At 35.3% G+C, this 22,893-nt stretch carries 22 protein-coding genes; 7 read left to right on the forward strand and 15 right to left on the reverse strand.

What is annotated here, in order from left to right:
• The first annotated feature begins 1 nt into the window (after position 1).
• From HCN53_RS06360 to HCN53_RS06370, 3 genes are all read left to right on the forward strand, one after another.
• Entirely contained in the window at positions 2-406 is a 405-nt protein-coding gene (locus HCN53_RS06360; protein WP_167342407.1) for a PaaI family thioesterase, read from the forward strand.
• 106 nt (positions 407-512) lie between these two features.
• Positions 513-1,043, forward strand: coding sequence for an RNA polymerase sigma factor (locus HCN53_RS06365; protein ID WP_060524130.1), 531 nt, complete (start codon positions 513-515; stop codon positions 1,041-1,043).
• Positions 1,043-1,837, forward strand: a complete 795-nt coding sequence (locus tag HCN53_RS06370) for an anti-sigma factor (protein WP_167342408.1) — start codon at positions 1,043-1,045, stop codon at positions 1,835-1,837. Before HCN53_RS06365 ends, HCN53_RS06370 begins: the two co-directional genes overlap by 1 nt.
• Before the next feature lie 314 nt (positions 1,838-2,151).
• Here HCN53_RS06370 and HCN53_RS06375 read toward each other — a convergent pair whose 3' ends face one another.
• The 5 genes from HCN53_RS06375 to HCN53_RS06395 form a co-directional block, all read right to left on the reverse strand.
• Positions 2,152-4,368: a TonB-dependent receptor gene (locus HCN53_RS06375; protein ID WP_167342409.1), complete on the reverse strand. Its 2,217-nt coding sequence runs from the start codon at positions 4,366-4,368 to the stop codon at positions 2,152-2,154.
• Positions 4,368-5,645, reverse strand: coding sequence for a tetratricopeptide repeat protein (locus HCN53_RS06380; protein WP_167342410.1), 1,278 nt, complete (start codon positions 5,643-5,645; stop codon positions 4,368-4,370). The genes HCN53_RS06375 and HCN53_RS06380 overlap by 1 nt, the downstream gene beginning before the upstream one ends.
• Before the next feature lie 109 nt (positions 5,646-5,754).
• Positions 5,755-6,315 carry a DUF4331 family protein gene (locus HCN53_RS06385; RefSeq protein ID WP_060524122.1) on the reverse strand — a complete coding sequence of 187 codons (561 nt, stop codon included), beginning with the start codon at positions 6,313-6,315 and terminating at the stop codon, positions 5,755-5,757.
• A 17-nt stretch (positions 6,316-6,332) separates the two neighbouring features.
• On the reverse strand, positions 6,333-6,986 hold the full coding sequence (locus HCN53_RS13125; protein WP_167342411.1) for a DUF4331 family protein: 654 nt from the start codon (positions 6,984-6,986) through the stop codon (positions 6,333-6,335).
• Between the two features lie 128 nt (positions 6,987-7,114).
• Complete coding sequence (locus HCN53_RS06395) at positions 7,115-7,894, reverse strand: enoyl-CoA hydratase-related protein (RefSeq protein ID WP_167342412.1); 780 nt, start codon at positions 7,892-7,894, stop codon at positions 7,115-7,117.
• A 178-nt stretch (positions 7,895-8,072) separates the two neighbouring features.
• Here HCN53_RS06395 and HCN53_RS06400 point away from each other — a divergent pair, with 178 nt between their 5' ends.
• On the forward strand, positions 8,073-10,211 hold the full coding sequence (locus HCN53_RS06400; protein ID WP_167342413.1) for a T9SS type A sorting domain-containing protein: 2,139 nt from the start codon (positions 8,073-8,075) through the stop codon (positions 10,209-10,211).
• Between the two features lie 8 nt (positions 10,212-10,219).
• Here HCN53_RS06400 and paaD read toward each other — a convergent pair whose 3' ends face one another.
• The 5 genes from paaD to HCN53_RS06425 form a co-directional block, all read right to left on the reverse strand.
• Complete coding sequence (paaD, locus tag HCN53_RS06405) at positions 10,220-10,756, reverse strand: 1,2-phenylacetyl-CoA epoxidase subunit PaaD (protein WP_085775140.1); 537 nt, start codon at positions 10,754-10,756, stop codon at positions 10,220-10,222.
• Positions 10,757-11,000: 244 nt separating this feature from the next.
• Positions 11,001-11,801 (reverse strand): 1,2-phenylacetyl-CoA epoxidase subunit PaaC, encoded by an 801-nt coding sequence (gene paaC, locus HCN53_RS06410; protein WP_167342414.1) that lies wholly within the window; start codon positions 11,799-11,801, stop codon positions 11,001-11,003.
• Between the two features lie 243 nt (positions 11,802-12,044).
• Positions 12,045-12,329, reverse strand: coding sequence for a 1,2-phenylacetyl-CoA epoxidase subunit PaaB (gene paaB, locus HCN53_RS06415; RefSeq protein ID WP_042277605.1), 285 nt, complete (start codon positions 12,327-12,329; stop codon positions 12,045-12,047).
• A gap of 18 nt (positions 12,330-12,347) precedes the next feature.
• Positions 12,348-13,304, reverse strand: a complete 957-nt coding sequence (gene paaA, locus HCN53_RS06420) for a 1,2-phenylacetyl-CoA epoxidase subunit PaaA (RefSeq protein ID WP_060524110.1) — start codon at positions 13,302-13,304, stop codon at positions 12,348-12,350.
• Between the two features lie 102 nt (positions 13,305-13,406).
• On the reverse strand, positions 13,407-14,483 hold the full coding sequence (locus tag HCN53_RS06425) for a 2Fe-2S iron-sulfur cluster-binding protein (RefSeq protein WP_167342415.1): 1,077 nt from the start codon (positions 14,481-14,483) through the stop codon (positions 13,407-13,409).
• 150 nt (positions 14,484-14,633) lie between these two features.
• On the opposite strand from HCN53_RS06425, the gene HCN53_RS06430 reads away from it, so the two are divergent.
• Entirely contained in the window at positions 14,634-15,224 is a 591-nt protein-coding gene (locus HCN53_RS06430) for a hypothetical protein (RefSeq protein ID WP_105019514.1), read from the forward strand.
• Here HCN53_RS06430 and HCN53_RS06435 read toward each other — a convergent pair.
• Positions 15,217-16,743 carry a GH3 auxin-responsive promoter family protein gene (locus HCN53_RS06435; protein WP_167342416.1) on the reverse strand — a complete coding sequence of 509 codons (1,527 nt, stop codon included), beginning with the start codon at positions 16,741-16,743 and terminating at the stop codon, positions 15,217-15,219. The genes HCN53_RS06430 and HCN53_RS06435 overlap by 8 nt on opposite strands.
• Before the next feature lie 100 nt (positions 16,744-16,843).
• Positions 16,844-17,707, reverse strand: coding sequence for a hydroxymethylglutaryl-CoA lyase (locus tag HCN53_RS06440; protein ID WP_042277593.1), 864 nt, complete (start codon positions 17,705-17,707; stop codon positions 16,844-16,846).
• 119 nt (positions 17,708-17,826) lie between these two features.
• Between HCN53_RS06440 and HCN53_RS06445 the strand changes: the two genes are divergently transcribed.
• The gene (locus HCN53_RS06445; protein WP_167342417.1) at positions 17,827-18,981 is read left to right on the forward strand and encodes an NAD(P)/FAD-dependent oxidoreductase; all 1,155 of its coding nucleotides are present in this window, start codon (positions 17,827-17,829) and stop codon (positions 18,979-18,981) included.
• Positions 18,982-19,019: 38 nt separating this feature from the next.
• Here HCN53_RS06445 and HCN53_RS06450 read toward each other — a convergent pair whose 3' ends face one another.
• Positions 19,020-19,637, reverse strand: coding sequence for a LysE family translocator (locus HCN53_RS06450; RefSeq protein ID WP_167342418.1), 618 nt, complete (start codon positions 19,635-19,637; stop codon positions 19,020-19,022).
• Positions 19,637-20,680: a quinone-dependent dihydroorotate dehydrogenase gene (locus tag HCN53_RS06455; RefSeq protein WP_167342419.1), complete on the reverse strand. Its 1,044-nt coding sequence runs from the start codon at positions 20,678-20,680 to the stop codon at positions 19,637-19,639. The genes HCN53_RS06450 and HCN53_RS06455 overlap by 1 nt, the downstream gene beginning before the upstream one ends.
• 75 nt (positions 20,681-20,755) lie before the next feature.
• On the opposite strand from HCN53_RS06455, the gene lpdA reads away from it, so the two are divergent.
• Entirely contained in the window at positions 20,756-22,147 is a 1,392-nt protein-coding gene (gene lpdA, locus HCN53_RS06460) for a dihydrolipoyl dehydrogenase (RefSeq protein WP_042277586.1), read from the forward strand.
• Positions 22,148-22,225: 78 nt separating this feature from the next.
• Here lpdA and HCN53_RS06465 read toward each other — a convergent pair whose 3' ends face one another.
• Positions 22,226-22,813, reverse strand: coding sequence for a porin family protein (locus HCN53_RS06465; RefSeq protein ID WP_167342420.1), 588 nt, complete (start codon positions 22,811-22,813; stop codon positions 22,226-22,228).
• Positions 22,814-22,893: the final 80 nt, after the last annotated feature.

Here is a 22,893-nt window from a genome sequence, read left to right on the forward strand (position 1 = left end):
TATGGACGGAAAAGAAATACCTAAAAAAATGCTTAGCCTAGATCCATTTTCACAATGGTTAGGTATCGAGATTTTAGAATGTGAGGTAGGTAAAGTTACATTGGGAATGACTGTAAAACCCGAAATGCTTAATAGCATGGGTAAAGCTCACGGTGGCATTACCTACTCCTTGGCAGATAGTTGTTTTGGTTTTACTGCAAATACACATGGCAAGTATGCGGTCTCTATTGAAACTAGCATCAATCATATTGAAGCACTAGAAGCAGGTGATTATTTGATAGCAACTTGCACTCTTAATGAGACTAGAAATAAAGTAGGTTTCAATATTGTTGAGGTTTACAAGGACAAAACTTTAGTTGCGTTATTTAAAGGAGTAGTTTACCGCACCAATAAGGATTGGGAATAAATCATACTTGTTAAGAAATAACTTAGAAAAATAAACTTATTGATTATCAAAATATGCAATACCACTAAGTTTTTCTATTTTTACACATTACCGGTAAATTGAATTAATGACATCACTAGATAATCTTATAACAAGATTTAAAAATAAAGAGGTTGATGCTTTTGAAAAGCTATACGAAATGTATAGCGATAGTATCTATGGTGTCATCATGAATATCGTGAGAAATGAAGAAATGGCGACTGAGCTTTTACAGGATTCATTCTTAAAAGCCTGGAACAACGCAGAAACTTACAATTCTAAAAAAGGAAGGTTTTTTACCTGGATGCTTAATATAGCGCGTAATAGCGCAATTGACAAGACAAGATCCAAAGCTTTTAAACAATCACGTAAAAACCTAGACTCTAGTTTATTCGTAGATATTATACCAGACAATGAAAATCTGGATAACAAGACGGACGCTATAGGCATCAAAAATTATGTAAAAGCCCTTGGTGAAACTTGTAAACAACTTATAGAATTGCTTTATTTTAAAGGTTTCACTCATAAAGAAGCCGCTGAGGAATTAGGCAATCCTATAGGGACGATTAAAACTAGGAATCGTAATTGCATCAAACAATTACGCGATATGGTATTATAATGAAGGATGTTAAAGAATACATAGAATCTGGAATTCTTGAGCTATATGTAGCTGGGAAACTTAGTGAACAGGAAAATCAAGAAGTTCATGACATGATGTATGAACATCCTGAAATTAAAAAAGAAGTTGAAGAAATTGAAAAAGCGATTTTGCTATTAACGGCATCAGTAGCTCCAGGAACAGTTTCCTTCAACAATATTTTAAATCACGTAAACTCAAACGATAAAAGAGTAATACCGTTAAAAACTAGATATAATTGGGTTACCTATACCGGTTGGGCAGCAAGTATTTTATTAGCAGCTGGCTTAGTTTATAATTATCAGTCCAAAGTTGATTTACAAGGCGAATTAGAACTAACAGAGAGAGAAAATCGAATTCTTGAAATTAAGTTTGAAGACTCTCAGGAAGCTCTAGTTCAAACACAAAATACCTTAGATGCTATAAGAAGTAAAGACGTCATTACGATACCTTTAGGAGGTCAAGGTAATTTTGCCGACTCTTATGCTAAGGTATACTGGAATAGGGAAGATAATTCTATTTATATTGACGGTTCTGGCCTACCAGAAACTCCAACAGGTAAAGTATGGCAAATATGGTCTTTAACTTTAAATCCGCTTACTCCGACTAGTTTAGGAACTATTGACAGTTTCAATGATGATGAAGACAAACTATTTAAGTTTGAAAATGAATATAGTAGTGAAGCTTTTGGGATAACTCTAGAACCAAAAGGCGGAAGTGAATCTCCTACTATGGACCAACTACATACTCTAGGAGTAGTAAATTCAAATCCTTAAAGGGTTCATTTTTCATTAATTCTATAATTCTTCTTAAAGTAAATTTTTCTCCTTCGTTTAAGGACTAATTTATTAATTGCCTTGTCCAGCTATTGAACTTTCTTATATCAAATTTGAAGATTCCGTTTAAACTAGTTCAGTGAATTCTTTTTAATAACATTAATTGAAATCAAAAACGCCCGTATTCAATATACGAGCGCTTTTTCAACCAACTAACTAACCAATTAACTATTACAATTAGAAAATAAAAACCTTAAAATTATCTCAATCAAACCATCGGCTAGTAATCAGTATATTCTAAACATATAAAGGTTTTAAAATGTGTATGTAGCAATACCTCTTATATAAAAAGGTGTGCCTGGAGTAAAATGTAATTCTTCTGTACTCGCAGATTCATTTCTTAAACGAGATTCAGTAGCAAACTGCGCCTCATTCCAATCAATATCAAATAGATTTTCTACTCTAACTCCAAGTGTGAGCTTATTAAACTCATAAGACACATTTAAGTCAAACACTGTATAACCTTCGGCTATGATAGTGTTGTCTTCATTTGCTGGCCTATCATCGATGTATCTCATTTGCAGGCCACCTGAGAAATTTTTAATATCCTTAAAGTATAAACCAGAGACCAATGTAAAGTCAGGAGCCAAAGGAATAAAATCCTCTCCATCAAGTTCATCAATAGCTCTTGCTTTAGTATAAGTTGCATCTGCATTTAGAAAAAGCCAATCGTTTAATTGGTATCTAGTACTTAAATCAATCCCGTATCTTCTTGTTTTTCCACTAGGCTCAACTATCCCGGCATCACCAACATACACAAACTCTTGTTCTAAAAACAAATACCACAAAGCGCCTTCTACTAATAACCTAGGTGCAGGTTTCCAGGTCAATCCTAAATCCGCGTTATAGGATCTTGGTAATATTTCTTCACCTTGATTAGCTACAACTACTCGGGCATCATTAGAATGAAATCCTAAACCAGATTTAGCGTAAACTTGAAAATCATTGTTTATAGTATAGTATAAATTTAGTTTTGGATTAAGAAGGGTTTCAGTTTCAGATTGGGTTTCATAATTTTCTTGTAACTGATCGTTATATAAGAAATTGAAATGATCCAATCTCACACCTGGCTGAATTTTAAACTTACCAAAATCCAACATTGCTTCTACATAGGCACTTGTATTGGTTTGATTAATATCACCTAACTGTAACACTTCAAGAGTTGTTTTTCTGTTTGCTGTTCTGGATAATTCAACATCATTATTAACATCGTGCCTTAAACTAAAACCATAACTCAAATCAAGATCAAAGTTTGAGAAATTCTGGTTGTAGTTAAACTTTGTATTTATACCATATAAATCACGATTCTCACGTTGTTTAATCTGATCACCATTAATAGGATCCTCTAAAAAGAAAGTAAAGTTTGAGAAAAGTTCAAAAGTATAATTAGAATAAAAAGCATTGGCGGTTAAGGTTGTGTTTTCCGAAAGAATTGACTGGAAACTTATATTGAAATTAGTTCTTGAAGTATCACCACCTTCCGTATCATCTATCGCACCAAAACGCGTAATTTCTCCTCTATCAACTGCTCGTTGAGGAATTTGACCAGATGCATCCCAACGGCTTGTGAAATGAGAAGCCGTAAGTTCTACTCGATCTCCTGAAGCTAGGTTCTTTATGTACTTTGTAAATAAATTGATTCTATTAAAATTTTGTGGAGATTCGAATGGACCATCACTCTCTAGGTATTCTACAGCTAGATAAGCATTATCAGTGCTCTTTTTATCTAAGAGGTTAAACATACCGACTGTTCTCAGTGTATTAAATTGTCCAAGACTCAGGCTCAAACTATTCTTTTGTAGATAATCTTTGGTTTTAAAACTTACATATCCAGCTGTATTGAAATCTCCTTTATCAGCGTAATACGAGCCTTTACCAAAGTCAATAACATCTATCGTTTCTGGGATTAAAAAATGAAGGTCGCTATAACCTTGTCCATGAGCATGTGATACCATATTCACCGGCATGCCATCCACATCGATTGCTACATCAGTTCCATGGTCAATATCAAATCCACGTAAGAAAATTTGTTCAGCTTTACCACCACCAGCGTGTTGACCAATGAAAAGACCTGGTACTTTCCTTAAGATTTCTTGAGATGATGTTACAGGTGCAATTTCAAGATCTATTTTGGAAACTGTGGAAGTAAGATTCTTTTGAGAGGCTACAACCAGTTCCTTAAGCTCTACTGGTTTCAACTTCAAAACAATTTTATTATCCAACATGGTTTCAACTTCTAATAGTTGGGTAGAATAACCTAAAGACCTATACATGACAGTATCTCCAATTCTTGTATTCAATAATTCGAACCTACCTAATTCATTACTATGAGTGTGTTCTTGGGTTCGTTGGTTTTCTATATAAACATCCTGTAATGGTTGATTAAATTCTGATACAACTGTTCCTGAAAACTGTTGTGCATGCAATAAGGAGCTTATTAAAAATGTAGCTAAAAAAAAGGCGTTTTTCATTATAAAGTTTTAATCTTAGAAGTTGTCACAGGTCCTAATTCATATGAGCTCGCAAGTAATTCTTTTTTCATTTCTTGAACAATTTCTGCACGGTTAACATTTTTATAAATTTTAGCCATGTGTAATAATGCCAATGGTTCAAAAGTTTTACCATACACCTTGTCATCTATTATTGCAATAGCTTTTTCTGTTTCTCCAAGATTATAATAACTCCAGGCAAGTAAATCATATGCCATAGGAGTTGGTCTGTTTGCTACTTCAATTTTTGCTATTTCTAGAGCAACCTCTGGTTGTTTAACCTCATCAATAAAAATTGCGATGTCATAAGCATTATACATATCACCATAATTGTCATCTTTAGTTAACAATTTATATTGGTTTAATGCTGTTTCTTTTTCAACTGCATTACCTGAGTATTCAGAAATTTCGGCTTTTAATAGATACAAATCCGGAGACTTATAGTAGGACAAACAATGATCTATAATATCATTTGCATCGGACACTTTATTTTCATGGGAATATAATATCCACGCGATACCTTTTTTAGCATAGGCATCCTCTGGCTTTAACTCTAATGCTTTTAAGTAATGATTATAACTTTTTTCTATTTCACCAGCATGACCATAAAAATCCGCAAGATTTGTATAGGACCAATATTTGAGAGAAGACAAGTTTGAGGATTCTGCAATTTTGGTAGCCTTTTCCATATTAAAAATAGCATTATCCAAATTACCCTTATGATCTTCCCATTTTGCTACTCTTATAAAGTAATCAAATCCACCATCGTTTCTTATGGCATCTAACTGTTTTTCTGCTAGAGAATAGTTTCCTAGTTCCAAATGGACATCAAATAACATTTTTTGAGTAGCTAAAAGACCATCTCCTATATTTTCTGCATCTTCCAATAACGTTAGAGCTTCTTTAAAGCGATGTTGAGATATGTAATTTGAAGCTAGGGATCTTAAGTAGCCCGGTTCTCTATTTTGTGTTAATTCAACAGCTTGATTCAAATCAGCCTCTGCTAATTTTAGATATTCAATTTTTGCAGTGAGATCAAATAGACTAGAATAGACATTTGCTCTTTTTACGTAATAAGGATGTTGATTAGGTGTTTCATTTATTTTGTTAGTCCAGAATAGTGCATCTTCAAGTTGCGACTTTAAATCTGGTGTTTGGTTAAGATACTCTGCATATTCGTTACCAGTTTTGAAGGTGTTTTCACAACTTATAGACATGGCGAGTAACATTGCGAGCAATGAGTAAATAGTAATTTTCATTTTTAGGTTTTTAAGATTTTTAATATTAAGAGACGAGCTTTTCATTAAGAGAACCTTTAAAAAACTCGCCTCTAAGTAAATGGGGAATAGATATCAACTAGCTACTCACCTACCAAGGTGAAGCTAGGTAAGGGAAAGAACTATCAAATTGTTTATCATTAGCATCAACATTGTCATTTGATAAACCAGGATTTTCAGAAAAATCTTCACCTCCAAAAATCAATAAAAGTTCTACTGTAATAACATCATCAGTTAGAGCACGACCCGTTAACACATTAGTCCCATCAAAAAAGGTTGTAGTCCCATCTAGTGATACATTAAGGACATCTGTAGCAAGTAAACCTGTAAAGGCAGCAGCATCTTGTCCTAAAGCATTTTGATCACCAGGATTTGCAAAGGCTGGACTCAATCCAGTAAGATTGTTTTCAAACATCGTTTGAAACATTGCATTTTGATTAGATGGAATTGTGGTATTAAAATTATCTTTCATTCCAGAAGACACAAAGACAGTATTAACCGCTGGTCTTCCCATTTGATCTTGTTGTACAAATGTTCCAGAAAAATCTGGTCCTTGTGGAGTTGTATTTATATCGTCGTCATCACTACAACTAACAGCTGTAAAAGCTAAAGAGACAACTAGAATCGATATCTTAAAAATATTAGATTTCATATTAATTCGTTTTAAGGTTATTGTTTTCTTTTAGTCTCTACCCAAGTATTGATAGTTCCTGATCCACCTATCATAGACTTAGGCACCTCAACTACAATCGACATTACATTAGTACCAGCAAAGGTGTCAGTACCGGGATTATTAAAACTTGTAGCATTTCCGGCGATGATCTCGCCATATTGAGCAAAGTCCATGAAAAAAGGATCATCTCTAGGACCTGCAAACGCCATCATTCCATTTGAACTTTCAACAATAGCATTTTGACCATACGGCGTAATATCCACTACTAGTTGATTGTTTGAATTGGTAAGAACACTACTGTTAAGACCAGTTCCCATAGGAGCATCTGGACCAAAAACATACATTTGCCCATCCTTTGGAATAGCTTGTATTACTAGATCTTCAACATTATCACCATCGGTATCAATGTTGAATTCAACTAACACGTTTTCATCAAAAGATGCTGCTCCAGTTGCATTTGGCGATAATAACCCTTGCACATTTGCAACAAATGCAATGTTATTAGAGTTTTCACCTTGGAAGGCATAAAAATCGGTGATATCACTTGTACCACCTTGTACTGCAGGCGCGTCAATATGATCTGCTGCGATCACGACCAGCCCTACGATTGCCATAGCGGCAAATAGTAAGTAAAATTTATTTTTTTTCATAAGTGTGAGAATTAAAAGTTAATCGGCTCTCAATTCTATTTACGTCAACTTATGAAAAGTGGTTTTGTTAAAGTTTTATTAAACTACCTTAAAGAACTATTTTACAGACTAATAGGTTCGTTTTTATATTAATTTCCTTTGAACTTTGGACTCCGTTTTTCCATAAAAGCTGCAACACCTTCTTTGTAATCCTCGGTTTGTGCGCTTTCAATTTGAAGTTTACTTTCTAGGGCTAATTGTTGTTCAACGTTGTTTGAATAACTTGCGTTGAATGCTTTCTTTGTATTAGCCAGGGCAATGGTAGGTAGGTTTGCTAGTTTTTCTGTTTTAGCTTTCGCGAAAGCTAAAAACTCATCATCTTTTATCGCTTTATAAATCATACCCATTTGTACAGCCTCGTTTGCGGTAATTTTATCGGCTAGCATAGCGATAGCACTCGCCTTACCAAAACCAATTAATCGTGGTAAGAACCAGGTCCCAGCACTATCTGGAATTAACCCTATTTTACTAAATGCTTGAATAAACGCAGCACTTTCTGTCGCAATTACCACATCACAACACAATGCGATGTTTGCTCCAGCACCAGCAGCAACACCATTTACTGCAGCTACAACAGGTTTTTCTAGTTCACGTATCTTAATCACGATAGGATTATAATGGTCGTCTAGTATAGCTTTAAAACCAGGATTAAGTTCTGGATCAGTAATCTCTTGAATGTCTTGACCAGCACAAAAAGCTTTCCCTTCTCCAACAATCATTACAGCACGCACATCATCTTCTTTACAACGATCCAAAGCATCTTGCATCGCATGGGCCATTTCTTTATTAAAAGAATTAAAAACCTTGGGTCTATTAAGAGTTATGGTGGCGATATTGTTTTCAATTTGAAGCAAAATACTGTTTGACATATGTTTTATGTATTTCTACCTAGGGCTAAACCTGGGTTGATGAATAAATGATTATTAATTTATGTAAAGTTAATGGTTAGTACGCTTTCGCGAAAGCGGAATTAAAATCGATGTAGATTTAACTCTAAGTTAATCGAAGAGTTCAAAATCTTTTATATTTTCAAACAAACTACCAGCCATGAAATACTTCTCTGTCATAATAGTGCTATGGAGCGCTTTAGGATTTTCCCAACAAGGCGATATAGATTTTGAATTAGTGGTGAGTAATGGGCCGATGGGTGGATATGCAGATGTTACTTACTATATATCAAATTTATCTCCTACAGCAACCTATACTAATGTCACGATCAATCATCCCGATGCAGTTTTACAGAATGTAGTGGTCACTCCATCTACCTTGCCACCTGGTATTCAGGTATATTTAACAGGTCGTATACCATTGTCTGGAGACAATTATGCAGGAATAGGATTGCGCAACACTCAAGCTACTCTTACTGCTAGTGATGGAACTACTACAATTACAGAACTTTCTGACGGTAGGGATTTTCAAGGAAACAGTATTGACGATGGTCCAACTGATTATTTTGTTTTAGAATCACCTAGTTACGGTGTCATTTATATTGACGACAATTTGAACGGTCAATACGATGCAGGAATAGATACATTCTTACCACAGGTAAGGATAAATTTATATGATAGTGCTGGTAATACAGATTTTTTGATGACAAATGAAACTGGATGGTGGTATTTTGATAATAGTTTTCTACAGAATAATAGTACAGGTAATTTCACTTACGGTGCCATCATAGACGTTAATTCACTACCTGCAAATGGTACACGTACCTATCAACTTACAGATGGTGATAATCCCTTTATCCCTAACGGTACTCTTGCCTTTAATTTTAATATGAGCCACGGTTTTGTGTCATCAGATTTTGGCACCATAGAGGCAAGTGCTTTTTTAGATGAAAATAACAATGGTATGCGTGACACAAATGAAGTCAATGTCCCATATGTCGATTTTGAATTTATTAAAGATAATGATCCTACTAGTAGTTTGATAATTAACTCTGGTAATGATGGTATAGTAAGACGCTTTGATAGTAATCCAGGGATCCAATTGAACGATGTCAAAGCAATACTTACTAATAATTCAAGTTTTTACACTATAACAACACCAGATTACGACGATATTACCACGACGATCAATCAAACATTTTACGCTCCATTTGCCCTAACAGAAAATTCAAGTTCAAATAGAGACACTGCTGTATACCTAACAAATGTGGCATCACCAAATCCAGGATTTGCCAGTAGATGTAGAATTACAATTGACAACCGCAGCCCTGGAATAAGCACAGGTAATTTACGATTCACCGCAGATTCAAACGCAAGTATTCTAAATGTGTTTGATCAAAATGGCAATGACTTATTGGTGAATGGAGTTGCTACGGCAACAACTTCTGGGTTTATTATGAATTACTCCATACCCTATTTTTCTCAAAAAGAGATAGATGTAGTTATGGACACGCCAATCACAGGTGTACAAATAGGAGATGTTTTCTCTCATAATACTACTATACTACCCACATCTATAGATGTAGACACGGGTAACAACACTCAAAACATTGATGTTAGTGTAATAGCTTCATATGATCCTAACGATATTACTGAAATAAGAGGTCCTTTAATTCCTATTAATTTATTTTCTACCAGTGATTTTTTAGAATACACCATACGGTTTCAAAATGAAGGAACTGCAAATGCCCAATTTGTACGAATTTTGTCCTCGCTAGATGCCATGCTTGATTTAACGACACTAGAAATGCTTTCTAGTAGTCATAATTATACTTATACTATAATTGGTAACGAATTAGACTGGTATTTTGATAATATTCAACTAGTTCCACAATCGGTAGATGAACAAGCTAGTCAAGGCTATATAAAATACCGTATTAAACCTCGTGCTGGTTTTTCAGTAGGTGATGTTATTAGTGCCCAAGCAAGAATTTTCTTTGATTATAATCCCGCTGTTTTTACTGAAGAATGGACCAGCACATTTGATTCTTCAGCGTCGATTAATGATTCTAGAGAAATTGTTACTGTATATCCCAATCCTATAAATAACCATAATGAATTACACATTTCACAATTAGAAAATGGAAAATTTGAATTATTTGGGGTAACAGGTATACTATTATACAGTGGCGAGTACCACGAAGGTGTCATAAAACTAAATAACCTTTCTCCAGGAATCTTTTTTTTGAAAGTTATCGGTAACGGTAGGTCTGCCGTCATTAAATTAGTTAAAGAATAAACCTCTTCTTACTTCAAACACTTGAAATAGTCAAAGGGCTCTAGACAATCATCACATTGAAACATTGCTTTACAAGCTGTTGAACCAAATTGACTGACTAGTTTTGTATTAGTAGAACCACAGTTGGTGCATTTGACCAACTTTTTATTATTAAGTAGAACATCCTTATCGGCAGTTGGTTCTAGAGGAGCAGCTATACCATATTCTTCCATAGCTTTACGACCACGCTCTGTAATCCAATCGGTTGTCCATGGCGGCGACATGATAAGTTGTACGGTGGTTGTGTAGCCCGCTTTCGCGAAAGCGCGATCTAAATCATCTCCTATAACATCCATTGCCGGACATCCACTATATGTAGGTGTAAGTTTAATGGTTACATGATTTTCATCTAACTGCACACTTCTGATTACACCTAAATCAATAACACTCAAGACTGGAATCTCTGGATCAGAAACGGACTCTAAAATATCTAGAACATCTTTGGGTAAGTCCAAAAATTGTTCAGAATTTAATTCATAAGAATTTGTTTTAGAATCACTACTCATCACTATGTCTGTAAATATTTTATTTCTTTAGTTAGCCAATACTATGAAAATAATCTTTGCTTCAATTTAAAAATGGGTTAAACTCAATATTTGAACGCTCACATAAAACTAAATACTTGTTAAACAATTAAATTTTTAAATGTTCTTTATTTTAAAAGCATCACTGCCAGTAATTTAAAACGAAAGTGCTATCAAAAAAGTTTTTAACCGCCGTTATAACTTACTGTAGAGGATTCACTCAATACTACCATTTGCTATTCGGGTAGGTACGCTGCATATATTGCATTTCTGCAAGGATGTATCCCATGTACTCACTGTGAAGTCCGTTTTTCCCTCCTTTTTGAAAGTAAGGTACTTCTGGAACTTCCAGGGTTGCCTCTGTTAGCAAGTTTTCTACTTTTTCATAATAGTATTCTCTTAATTGTAGCATATCTGGAGCTACGCCAGCATCAATCATTGCTGAATCAGATTCATTTACTTGAAAAAGTTCATCCGTAAACACCCAAAGATCATTAACCGCTTTTTGAGCTTTATCATGACTTTCCGCTGTTCCATCACCCAATCTCTTTAACCAATCTCCTGAGAAACGTTCGTGATAACTTGCCTCTTTAATACCCTTAAAGGCAAGTGCTCTCAGTGTTTCATCGGCGCTTTGTTGCAAGGCATTCAAGAACATTTTATTATAAACGTCAAAGAAAAACTGTCTTGCAATTACATAGGCAAAATCTGTATTGGGTTGTTGTACCAGTAATACACTTCTATACTCACGCTCTTTTCTTAAAAAGGCAATATCGTCCTCTGTACTTCCGTCACCTTTTATTTGAGATATATACTGATAAAAACTGCGAACTTGACCTAAAAGATCGAGCGAAATATTTGTAATAGCGATATCAGGTTCTAGATTAGGTCCATGACCACATAGTTCACCTAGTCGTTGAGCTAAGATTAAATAATTATCGGCAACACCTAAAAGATAGTCTATCAGGTGTTGTTTATTTTCCTTGGACTCTAGGAATTGTGGGTTTAATTCTCTTATCGGTTTCATTTTCGCTAGTTGTAATTAAAGTCTAGTTTTAGGTATAGACTTATTTTATCTTAATCTCAATTAATGGGGTCATTACTAATTTAAAAAATGCCTTATCAAAAGAGTTATATATTTTAATAACTATAAGAATATCTAATCGTAATTCTCATTTAAGATGAAGTGAAAATTAACATTCTTATTTCCATTTCCTTTCTGAACTAATATGTCCAATTTTTCCCAAACATCTCTTATAGTATTAGCATATTACATATGTTTCAACTCGTCAGGCAACTCATAAAAAGTAGGATGCCTGTACACCTTATCTGCAGCAGGCTCAAACAACTCTCCACTATCTTGTGGATTGCTTGCAGTTATATGTTTACTTTCTACCACCCAAATACTCACACCTTCATTTCTACGTGTATACACATCTCGAGCATTATTGAGTGCCATTTCTGCATCCTCGGCATGTAAACTACCACAGTGCCTGTGTTCTAGACCATTTTTAGATCTAATGAATACTTCCCATAATGGAATTTCTTTACTCATAATATATTAAGTTCTTGATTAGATAGCTTGCTTATTTTTACGCTCGTTTTGTTTCTGAGCGTATGCCATCGCAGCATCTCTCACCCATTTTCCTTTTTCCCAAGCATTTCTGCGATCATCCAGTCTTTTTTTGTTCATTGGTCCATGACCCTTAACTACTTGCCAAAACTCATCCCAATCTATTGGACCAAAATCATAACCTCCTTTTTCTTCATTCCATTTTAATTCAGGATCTGGTATAGTAAGTCCTAGAATATCGGCTTGTGGAACAGTTTGGTCAATGAACTGTTGTCTAAGCTCATCATTAGTTTTGCGTTTAAGCTTCCATTTCATGGATTGTTCAGTGTGCACACTGTCTTTATCTTCTGGTCCAAGCATCATTAAGGATGGCCACCACCACCTATTTAATGCATCTTGAGCCATTTGTTTTTGCTCTTCTGTACCGTTACAAAGCGAAAGCATAATCTCATAACCTTGTCTTTGGTGAAAGCTTTCTTCCTTACAAACACGCACCATAGCTCTTGCATATGGTCCGTAAGACGTACTACACAATGGCACTTGATTGATGATAGCAGCACCATCTACTAACCAACCTATAGCTCCCATGTCAGCCCAAGTTAAAGTAGGATAATTAAAAATAGAACTGTATTTGGCTGCTCCTGTATGTAATTGATTGTATAATTCTTCTCTCGAAATTCCTAAGGTTTCACAAGCGCTATATAGATACAACCCATGACCTGCCTCGTCCTGAACTTTGGCTAATAACGCAGCCTTACGTCTGAGTGAAGGTGCTCTTGTGATCCAATTTCCCTCGGGTAACATACCTACGATTTCAGAATGTGCATGTTGTGAAATCTGACGTATGTGAGTTTTACGATACTTCTCTGGCATCCAGTCTTTCGGCTCAATTTTTTCATCATTTGCGATTTTAGCCTCAAACTGTGCTTCTAAACTTTTAATTTCTGCTTCACTCATAATTTCTCGATATTATCACTTCATTACCTATAAGGTACTGTAATGTGAATTAAACTTAAATGTTTTATCAATAGTTCCTATTAAAAATAAGTACTTATTAAATTAAACATCATAATCAACTACTAATTTTTTACTAGTCGGAACACTTACGCAACTAAGTACCAAACCTTTGGCTACCTCTTCTTCAGTAAGAGCATAATTAACTTTCATAGCTACACTACCTTCTTTAACCTTGCACTTACACGTACTACACACACCACCTTTACAAGCATAGGGAAGATCGGCTCCTGCTGCAATCGCTCCGTCTAATACATTATCATAATCCTCACCTAAAACAAAATGGAATTCTTTACTTCCATCAATAATGGTGACCTCAACACCATCCACTTTTTGTTCAAGGGCAGCTGCAGCTCTTGCTTTATCTTCTTCACTTAAACCACTTACAAACAATTCGTAATGAACATTTTCAGCCTTCATCCCAGCAGCAACTAATTCATCGCGAATTAGAAAAATCATCTCTTCAGGTCCACAAATAAAAGCATGATCAGTATGCGGCGCATTAATCAAAGTTTGAGTAAGAGTTTGCATCTTTTCCTTATCAAAGCGGCCGTTAAATAAAGGTATATCGCGGTGCTCTCTACTCAAAAAATAAAACACTTCAAACCTGCTCAAATATTGATTTTTAAGAGCTTCTATTTCTTCCTTAAAAATGATTGAGCTAGCAGTTCTATTCAAATAAAACAATTTGAACTTAGCGAGTGGTTCTTTTTTCAAATGTGTTTTAATTATACTTAGCATAGGTGTAATACCCGAACCAGCAGCAAAAGCGACATAATTCTTACTTTCTACCTCACTGTAACATTCAATACCAAAATCACCGCTAGGCGCTGCTACTTGTATTGAGTCACCAGCTTTAAGCTTTCGATTTACAAAAGTTGAAAATTTACCCTGGTAAATTTCCTTCACGGCTACCTTCCACTCATCATCAAGAGGACTACTGCATAAAGAGTAACTGCGTCTAACATCCTCGCCATCGATTGATGCTCGCAATGTCAAAAACTGTCCCTGACGATAATTAAACTCTTTTTTAAGTTCTTCGGGTACGTCAAAAGCAAGTACCGTCGTATCATCAGTTTCTTTATAGACCTCAGATAATGTTATGTTATGAAATGTATTCACTTTGAATAAGTCGTTGATTTAAAACAAAACTAACACTTGTTAGTTTGTGATGCAAATATGCTGTTTTAATTAGACTTGTTCTGTATTGAAATCAATTATTTTAACCTGATTTTCACGACACTTTTTGTACTAAATACTAATTTAGAAAATATGTCATATTCTAAAATAAAGGCTCCAGCTAGTATTATTGATGCAGTAAATGAAGCTGTTAGTTATTTTCCTGAACTTTATCACACACCTATTGAATTTAAGTTTAATAATATGGTGCGTAAAAATTTTATGCAAGCTCAACCCAAATGGATAAGCTTTTTAAAAAGAAGAAAACATCGTAGTTATATTATCCTAATAAGTAAGGAGTTTAGAGTAGAAAACGAAATTTTCACTGTGAATGAAATTCCTTATGACGTACTTGTAGGTTGGTTAGGTCATGAATTAGGTCATGTGATGGATTATCGTAAAAGGAGCAGTTTAGGAATGTTAATTTTTGGGATTAAATATTTGTATTCATCCGCACACATTCAAGAAGTAGAACGCACTGCCGATGAATATGCTGTAAGACATGGCATGGGAGAGCATATAATCAAAACCAAGAATTTTATTTTAAACCACACTAGTTTATCTGAGACTTATAAAAATCACATGCGTAAATTTTATTTATCTCCCGAGGAAATTTTAGAGTTGATTAATAGATATGGTGATACTGGTGAGAAACCAACTAGAGAAGAGCTTGCGCCTAAGTAATGGTCGATTTACAAAATTGCTCCCATTCCTTAAAAGTATCTTCTTTCATAACTTTTTCCATTTTTACCTGACCACCTTTCTTCTTGTTGTAATCATTCCATTTTGAAAATATCTCTGGTGCAACTTTATGAACTATTACACCCTTTAAGGCCTTAGACCTTGCAACTTTATAATTTTTATTTGCTTTTTGAAGTAAATCATCAAGATGTGATGCTAGCTCTTCCTCACTTACTTCAGTGGTTGTTCCTAACGTCCAAACGTGATAAAACTCGCCTTTATTTTTTTTGGCACAAACTGTAAACTCCTTGATTGCTGTATCAAATTTGTTTTGCAGATCTGTTATCGCTGTTTCCATTTTAATTACGGATAATTGAGTACCTACTACATTTAGAAAAAACTTTGTCCTTCCTGTGATTTTAATTTCAGCGCGATCAACATCAGTAAATTTAATCGTATCACCTATTAAATAACGCCAGGCACCAGATACCGTTGAAATTATTAATGCATAATCCACATTTTCCTCCACTGCGCCTAAATGTAAAACTGGAGCATCTTCAACAATACTTCCATCTGGATTTATGTATTCAGGTTTAAATGGAACAAATTCAAAATAAATACCACCATCAGTAACAAGTTGCATCGCGTCGGTTTCTGGTCTTTGTTGACTTGCTATAAAACCTTCACTAGCTAGATAAGTATCTACAATTTGAACAGGTTTAGAAAACAGTTTTTCAAAACTGCTGCGATACGGCTCATAGGCAACTCCACCAGAGGTGTACACAGACAAGTTAGGCCACACATCATGGATAGAATCAACCTTGTGATATTCCATCACTCTTTTAAGCATTATTTCAATCCAGGATGGTATACCGCTTAACATTCCAATATCCCAATTTTCAGATTGAATTGCGATTTGATGCACCCGTTCATCCCAATCATCTATACTTGCAATTTCCTTTCCTGGCTTGTAAAAGGAACTCAAAAATTCTGGAATTTGACTAGCCGATATTCCACTAATCTCGCCTATAGTAAACCCATTTTTATGGTCAAGATCAGTAGAACTTCCCAAAGCGAGAACCTCTTTTTCAAAAATTGAAGGATCTAAATTAAAATTACTTAATGCGCTTACCTGTGAGGTTCCAGCATCCTTAATGGCTGTTATCATTTCATCAGTTACAGGTATCATCTTTGACTTTTTACCGGTTGTACCACTTGATCTAGCTAAAAAACTAGGTACACCTGGCCATGTAATATCGGGTTTCCCTTGTTTCATTTGTTGCCACCATCGATCATTCATTTTATGATAGTCATAAAAGGGTATCGCTTTCGCGAAAGCGTGCCTAATATCATCACTTTCTACAATGGAATCAAAATCATAGTAAATACCAAACGAAGTATCCTGAGCTGTGATGAGCATGTTACGCAGGACCTTTTCCTGTGATTTTACATGGTCTGTAACCGAGGTCAAATTTTCATGAATACTGAGCGCTGTCTTAATCAAGGGACCTAAGAATGCCATATAAATAAGGTTTATTGTAAAGGTAAGACCTGTTCAACCAGCATCTCGTTAAGATAGTGTTTAACTATGCTTATAAAATGTAAAAGGTATCTTTAACTCTTTAATGAAATACAGAAAATAACTTAGTTGCCTCATTATAGCTACTTTCAAATGACATAGCGTTTACATTTGAGTGCGCCTTTACGTTATTAAAATAACTCACCATTTTTTCTGTAGGCATGTTTCCTGTAAGATCATCTTTGGCCATAGGACAGCCACCAAATCCTTGAATAGCACCATCAAACCTACGACATCCTGCTTTAAAGGCAGCATCGACTTTTTCATGCCATGTGGTAGGAGTAGTATGTAAATGTGCCCCAAACTCCACATGCGGATACATAGGTATTAAATTTGAGAATAGATAATCTATAGTGGATGGATCGCTGGTACCAACGGTGTCGGACAATGAAAGGATTTGAACTCCCATTGTTGCTAATTTCTCTGCCCAGTCACCTACTATGTCTACATTCCATGGATCACCATAAGGGTTACCAAATCCCATTGAAATATAAACTACGACTTGTTTTCCCGAAGTATGAGCAATGTTTAGAATTTCCTTAAGAGTTTCAACAGATTGCTCTATTGTCTTATGCGTATTCCGCATTTGAAAATTCTCAGAAATTGAAAAAGGAAATCCTAAATAATCAATTTCAGGATGTTGACAAGCATCTTGAGCTCCTCTTACGTTTGCAACAATAGCGAGTAACTTGCTTTCTGTTTTAGTTAAATCTAATCCTGCTAAAACTTGAGCAGTGTCAACCATTTGAGGAATTGCTCTTGGGGAAACAAAGCTTCCAAAGTCAATCGTATCAAAGCCACAACGCAGCAGTGATTGAATGTACTGTATTTTTTTATCAGTAGGAATAAAAGGTTTTATTCCCTGCATGGCGTCTCTAGGACATTCAATAAGTTTCACCTTTTCCATCGACCGGTAAAGATACGATGCTCGATCAGCTTTATGAAATCGATTGCGTAAATGATTTTTGATTAATTATCTATTTTTAAACTTGAATTTTAAACTTCTAATCAATCAATTCTCAGCTTATGAGTTCAGTAAACTTTCAAGTAGCAGTAATAGGTGCAGGACCAGCAGGTGCAAGCGCAGCTTATAAATTAGGAATAGCTGGTATTTCATGCATTCTCATTGAAAAACAAAAACTACCTCGTTACAAAGTTTGTGGTGGCGGACTGGTATATCGAGGATTAAACTCCATGTCGTTTGATATTTCATCCGTTATTGAAAGGCAGTTTGACACTATTGATATTTACTTCAAGAATGGTAAATCCATAAAAACTAGCTCTACAGAACCTATGGTAACCATGATAATGAGAGATTCATTTGATCATTTAATTACTAAAAAGGCTCAGGAAGCTGGTGTTCAATTACAAGATGAAACTAAATTGACAGCGATCAATCATGATAATCAAGTGATTCAAGTTGTTACGGATAAAGGAAGCTGGAATGTTGAAGCAATTATAGCGGCCGATGGTGTTTACAGTCCTACTGCAAGGATGTCTGGCTGGAAAAATGAGACTAGACATCTTGCTCCTGCATTAGAATACGAGGTTTACGTAACTGATGCAGAGTTTAAAAAGCACAAAGACATCGTTCGATTCGATATTGATGCCATTAAAAGTGGTTACGGATGGAGCTTTCCAAAAAAAGATCATTTATCAGTAGGTGTAGGCGCCTTTGGTGTTGAAAAAAAGAAAACAGATTTGAAAAGCTTGTGTATGGACTACATGAAGCGCATAGGAATCAATGAAGTAACTCATATCGATAAGCATGGGTTTAATGTTCCTGTAACACCAAGAACAGATGGTTTTGTAAAAAACAACGTATTTCTCACAGGTGATGCGGCAGGTTTTGCCGATCCATTAACAGCCGAAGGTATTTCAAATGCCATAAGAAGTGGTAATCTTGCTGCACAATCCATCATTGAAAACGCTAACAACATCACAAGTGCTGGTGAACGTTATTTGGAGCTTTTGAATGAAGATTTATTACCTCAAATAAAAACCGCTCAACAATTGGCCAAATGGTTCTACTCTCATCCTAAATTGAGGAACATTGTTCTTAATAAATATGGTCAAGAATTTGCAGATTATGTTGCAGGTATTTTTGCTGGAACTAAGACTTACCCAGAAAATGTAACGAAAAGATTGAAAGAAAAAGCGTTGTCCATGGTCAGTTTCTAATGTTTGTTTTTTTATTGTAATAGTATAATAACTAAAACTTAAGGTATTAGAATTAAAACGGCAATACCTACAAACACCACTATTTGCAACCATTTCATAAAGAATGGAAACCAGTTAGAGTTTTTAATAAACATAGCTGCGCGACCTGCTAATAATGCAATACTGTAAAAAACAACTAAGGAAACTGACATAAAAATTATTCCCAAAATATAAATTTGAATCCATTCAGGAGTGTCATTTTGAACTACAAACTGTGGTAGCAAAGCAAGAAAAAACAAACTTACCTTGGGATTCAAAATATTCATAGTTACTCCTATTTTGAACATGTCCCACCAATTACCTTGAGAAGTTTGAGAATCTTTCAATGAGATAGATGGATCAGATTTGAATACTTGAAAGGCAAGATAAAGCAAGTAAATGGCACCGGCTATTTTTATTCCTAGCAATAACCACTCATTATCCCTTATTACAATCGCAAACCCAAAAGCTACTAAAGAAGTATGAGCAATACAACCTGTTATTAATCCAGTTGCAATGGCAATTCCTATTTTACTACCACGAGCAACACTTTGTGTAAGGACAAAAATGTTATCTGGCCCAGGACTAAATGCAAGTAATAGTGTGGCAAGCGCAAAAGAAACTAAAGATTCTATCATTAACCTTGATCAATAATTGCCTTATTAATCCTTTTTATTAATCCAGGCCCTTCATAAATAAATCCGGTATACAACTGTACGAGACTTGCCCCAGCATTAAGTTTATCTAGAGCATCCTGTTCACTCATAATACCACCTACTCCTATAATGGGAAAAGCACCATTACTCTTTGAATGTAAAAAACTTATGACTTGGGTTGCGCGATTAGTAAGCGGCGCACCACTTAATCCACCGACTTCATTTTGTAAGCTCTCTGCAGATTTTAATTTGTTTCTCTCTATAGTTGTATTGGTAGCAATCACACCATCAATCTTTGTATCTTCCACAATACCTATAATATCCATCAATTGATCATCAGTAAGATCTGGGGCTATTTTCAATAATATGGGTTTACGTACTGGCTTCTTATTATTAATATCTTCTAGGGTCTGTAAAATATGAGTCAACGGTTTGCGATCTTGTAATTCACGTAAACCTGGCGTATTTGGTGAACTCACGTTGACAGTAAAATAATCTACATACTCAAATAGTTTTTCAAAGCAAATGATGTAATCATTGACAGCTTCCTCGTTAGGAGTGATCTTATTTTTTCCAATATTTCCACCGATAATCACATGCCCTTTTTCACCAGGTCTTGGATTTTTCTTCAATCGTTCAACTGCAGCATCAACACCACCATTATTAAAGCCCATTCTATTAATAATTGCAGCATCATCCTTAAGCCTAAAAAGTCGTTGTTTGGGATTTCCGTCTTGTGGTTTAGGTGTAAGCGTTCCTATTTCAATAAACCCAAATCCTAGGTTTGAAAATTCTTTAAAAGCCTTGGCATCTTTGTCAAATCCAGCAGCCATTCCAACAGGATTTGGAAATTTGATTCCAAATAATTCTCTTTCTAATGACTTTGGGTTGTTGTGGTAGCGCTTTCGCGAAAGCGAACTAAATCCAGGCAACTTGTTTAATAACTTAACACTTTTGAATGAAAAATGATGTACTGCCTCTGGATCAAAGTTAAAAAGCAGTGGTCGTATTATAGTTTTATACATAGGAATAAGGTTGGGCAAATTTACAATCTGTATTGCTTTATTGCATATTTTTGTGACTCTAAAAAAAAGATCGACATGAGTAAATATGATGTAATCGTTTTGGGAAGTGGACCAGGCGGATATGTAACAGCTATACGTGCTTCACAACTAGGTATGAAAACTGCCATAGTAGAGAAAGAATCTCTAGGTGGAGTTTGTTTAAACTGGGGTTGTATTCCTACTAAAGCACTTATTAAAAGTGCCGATGTTTTTAACTACCTAAAACATGCTGAAGATTATGGTCTTAAGGCAGATAATGTAGATAAAGATTTTGATGCCGTTGTAAACCGCTCTCGCGATGTTGCAAATGGCATGAGTAAAGGTGTTCAATTCTTGATGAAAAAGAATAAAATCGATGTCATCATGGGTTATGGAACACTTAAAAAAGGTAAAAAAGTTGAGGTAAAAGCCGAGGATGGTTCTACTCAAACCATAGAAGGAAATCACGTAATTGTAGCTACTGGAGCTAAGTCTAGAGTTCTTCCATCGCTTCCACAAGATGGTAAAAAAGTGATTGGATACCGTGAGGCTATGACTTTAAAGGAACAACCTAAAAAGTTAATCGTAGTAGGATCTGGTGCTATAGGTGTTGAATTTGCTTATTTCTATAACGCAATGGGAACTGAGGTCACTATTGTAGAATACCTAGATCGTATTGTTCCTGTAGAAGATGTAGATGTATCTAAACAAATGGAACGCAGCTTTAAGAAGTCTGGAATTAAAGTTATGACTTCCAGCGAAGTAACAAAAGTAGATACTAGTGGTGATGGTGTAAAAGCTACCGTTAAAACTAAAAAAGGTGAAGAGGTTCTAGAAGCAGATATCGTATTGAGTGCCGTAGGAATCGAAACTAACCTTAAAAATATTGGATTAGAAGAGGTTGGTATTTCTACTGATCGAGGTAAGGTGCTTGTTAATAAATACTACCAGACTAATATTCCTGGATACTATGCAATAGGTGACATCACCGCTGGACCAGCACTTGCACACGTTGCTAGTGCAGAAGGAATCTTATGTGTTGAAAAAATTGCTGGTATGCATGTGGAACCATTAGATTATGGTAACATACCTGGTTGTACCTATTCTACTCCAGAAATTGCCAGTGTAGGTATGACTGAAGCACAAGCTAAAGAAGCTGGTTATGAGCTTAAGGTAGGTAAATTTCCTTTTAGCGCAAGTGGTAAAGCAAAAGCTAGTGGCGCAAGCGATGGTTTTGTAAAAGTAATATTTGATGCTAAGTATGGAGAGTGGTTAGGTTGTCACATGATAGGCGCTGGAGTTACTGATATGATTGCAGAGGCTGTTGTTGCACGTAAATTAGAAACTACTGGTCATGAAATTTTAAAGGCAGTTCATCCACACCCAACTATGAGTGAAGCTGTGATGGAAGCTGTAGCAGATGCTTATGATGAAGTAATTCACCTATAAGACCTTATTAATTATACAATTAATAAAGAATCCTTGTTCTTATCTACAGAACAAGGATTTTTTTATTGACTGTTTTTTTTAGAATCGGAAAGACGTACCCAAGCTTAATGTTCCTACCTCGCCTTCCTTATGAAGATTATTGCTAAAAGTAGCTCTTTGGTAATCAAATAAATTCTGTTGATATCTTAAGTCAATACGCCATCTTTTTGATAAGTCGTATTGTAATCCAAATTGTAAATAAGGATTTACAATCACACGACCATATCTATCACGCTGAACAAGAGTTTGTGCGTTTGTATTGAATAATGTTCCTGCACCTGCATAAATGCGCCATCGATTTGCAAATCGATGATGAGTTTGAAAGGAAAGATAAGGAGTAAGACCTAAATTAGCATCAACGCCAGCTTCCCATCTTAAACTCCACACATTATTTACTTTATAATCTGCATAAATACCTAGTCCTAGACCTAGAAATTTATCATCGTATTTGTATCTGGTATTTTGATAGGTTTGATACGATAATAACGTTCTAGCAGTAGCTCCTAATTCCCACCTATTTTCAACAGGTGGATCAAATAGAATAGAAGTTGATTTTCTTTCTGTTTCTTGTGACCATAAAGCGTGTGTCACGGACAAAAAAAGCAAGGTAATGAGTAACTGTTTCATAGTTTGGTGTTTTGGTTTTGACCACAAATAAAACACACAAAACCACCAGCTACACTATTGACCACCAGGCTTTAACCCTA

Origin of the sequence: Nonlabens sp. SY33080 (assembly GCF_011784885.1) — a bacterium.
Lineage (GTDB): Bacteria > Bacteroidota > Bacteroidia > Flavobacteriales > Flavobacteriaceae > Nonlabens > Nonlabens tegetincola.

Excerpts from the sequence above, each read along its gene's own strand:
- HCN53_RS06370 (WP_167342408.1), top strand. The coding sequence starts at position 1,043 with ATGAAGGATGTTAAAGAATACATAGAATCTGGAATTCTTGAGCTATAT.
- HCN53_RS06385 (WP_060524122.1), bottom strand. The coding sequence starts at position 6,315 with ATGAAATCTAATATTTTTAAGATATCGATTCTAGTTGTCTCTTTAGCT.
- paaD (WP_085775140.1), bottom strand. The coding sequence starts at position 10,756 with ATGAGTAGTGATTCTAAAACAAATTCTTATGAATTAAATTCTGAACAA.
- HCN53_RS06360 (WP_167342407.1), top strand. The coding sequence starts at position 2 with ATGGACGGAAAAGAAATACCTAAAAAAATGCTTAGCCTAGATCCATTT.
- HCN53_RS06450 (WP_167342418.1), bottom strand. The coding sequence starts at position 19,637 with ATGATAGAATCTTTAGTTTCTTTTGCGCTTGCCACACTATTACTTGCA.
- HCN53_RS06465 (WP_167342420.1), bottom strand. The coding sequence starts at position 22,813 with ATGAAACAGTTACTCATTACCTTGCTTTTTTTGTCCGTGACACACGCT.
- lpdA (WP_042277586.1), top strand. The coding sequence starts at position 20,756 with ATGAGTAAATATGATGTAATCGTTTTGGGAAGTGGACCAGGCGGATAT.
- paaA (WP_060524110.1), bottom strand. The coding sequence starts at position 13,304 with ATGAGTGAAGCAGAAATTAAAAGTTTAGAAGCACAGTTTGAGGCTAAA.
- HCN53_RS06455 (WP_167342419.1), bottom strand. The coding sequence starts at position 20,680 with ATGTATAAAACTATAATACGACCACTGCTTTTTAACTTTGATCCAGAG.
- HCN53_RS06395 (WP_167342412.1), bottom strand. The coding sequence starts at position 7,894 with ATGTCAAACAGTATTTTGCTTCAAATTGAAAACAATATCGCCACCATA.
- HCN53_RS06365 (WP_060524130.1), top strand. The coding sequence starts at position 513 with ATGACATCACTAGATAATCTTATAACAAGATTTAAAAATAAAGAGGTT.
- HCN53_RS13125 (WP_167342411.1), bottom strand. The coding sequence starts at position 6,986 with ATGAAAAAAAATAAATTTTACTTACTATTTGCCGCTATGGCAATCGTA.
- HCN53_RS06440 (WP_042277593.1), bottom strand. The coding sequence starts at position 17,707 with ATGGAAAAGGTGAAACTTATTGAATGTCCTAGAGACGCCATGCAGGGA.
- HCN53_RS06380 (WP_167342410.1), bottom strand. The coding sequence starts at position 5,645 with ATGAAAATTACTATTTACTCATTGCTCGCAATGTTACTCGCCATGTCT.
- HCN53_RS06445 (WP_167342417.1), top strand. The coding sequence starts at position 17,827 with ATGAGTTCAGTAAACTTTCAAGTAGCAGTAATAGGTGCAGGACCAGCA.
- HCN53_RS06435 (WP_167342416.1), bottom strand. The coding sequence starts at position 16,743 with ATGGCATTCTTAGGTCCCTTGATTAAGACAGCGCTCAGTATTCATGAA.
- paaB (WP_042277605.1), bottom strand. The coding sequence starts at position 12,329 with ATGAGTAAAGAAATTCCATTATGGGAAGTATTCATTAGATCTAAAAAT.
- HCN53_RS06430 (WP_105019514.1), top strand. The coding sequence starts at position 14,634 with ATGTCATATTCTAAAATAAAGGCTCCAGCTAGTATTATTGATGCAGTA.
- HCN53_RS06375 (WP_167342409.1), bottom strand. The coding sequence starts at position 4,368 with ATGAAAAACGCCTTTTTTTTAGCTACATTTTTAATAAGCTCCTTATTG.
- paaC (WP_167342414.1), bottom strand. The coding sequence starts at position 11,801 with ATGAAACCGATAAGAGAATTAAACCCACAATTCCTAGAGTCCAAGGAA.
- HCN53_RS06400 (WP_167342413.1), top strand. The coding sequence starts at position 8,073 with ATGAAATACTTCTCTGTCATAATAGTGCTATGGAGCGCTTTAGGATTT.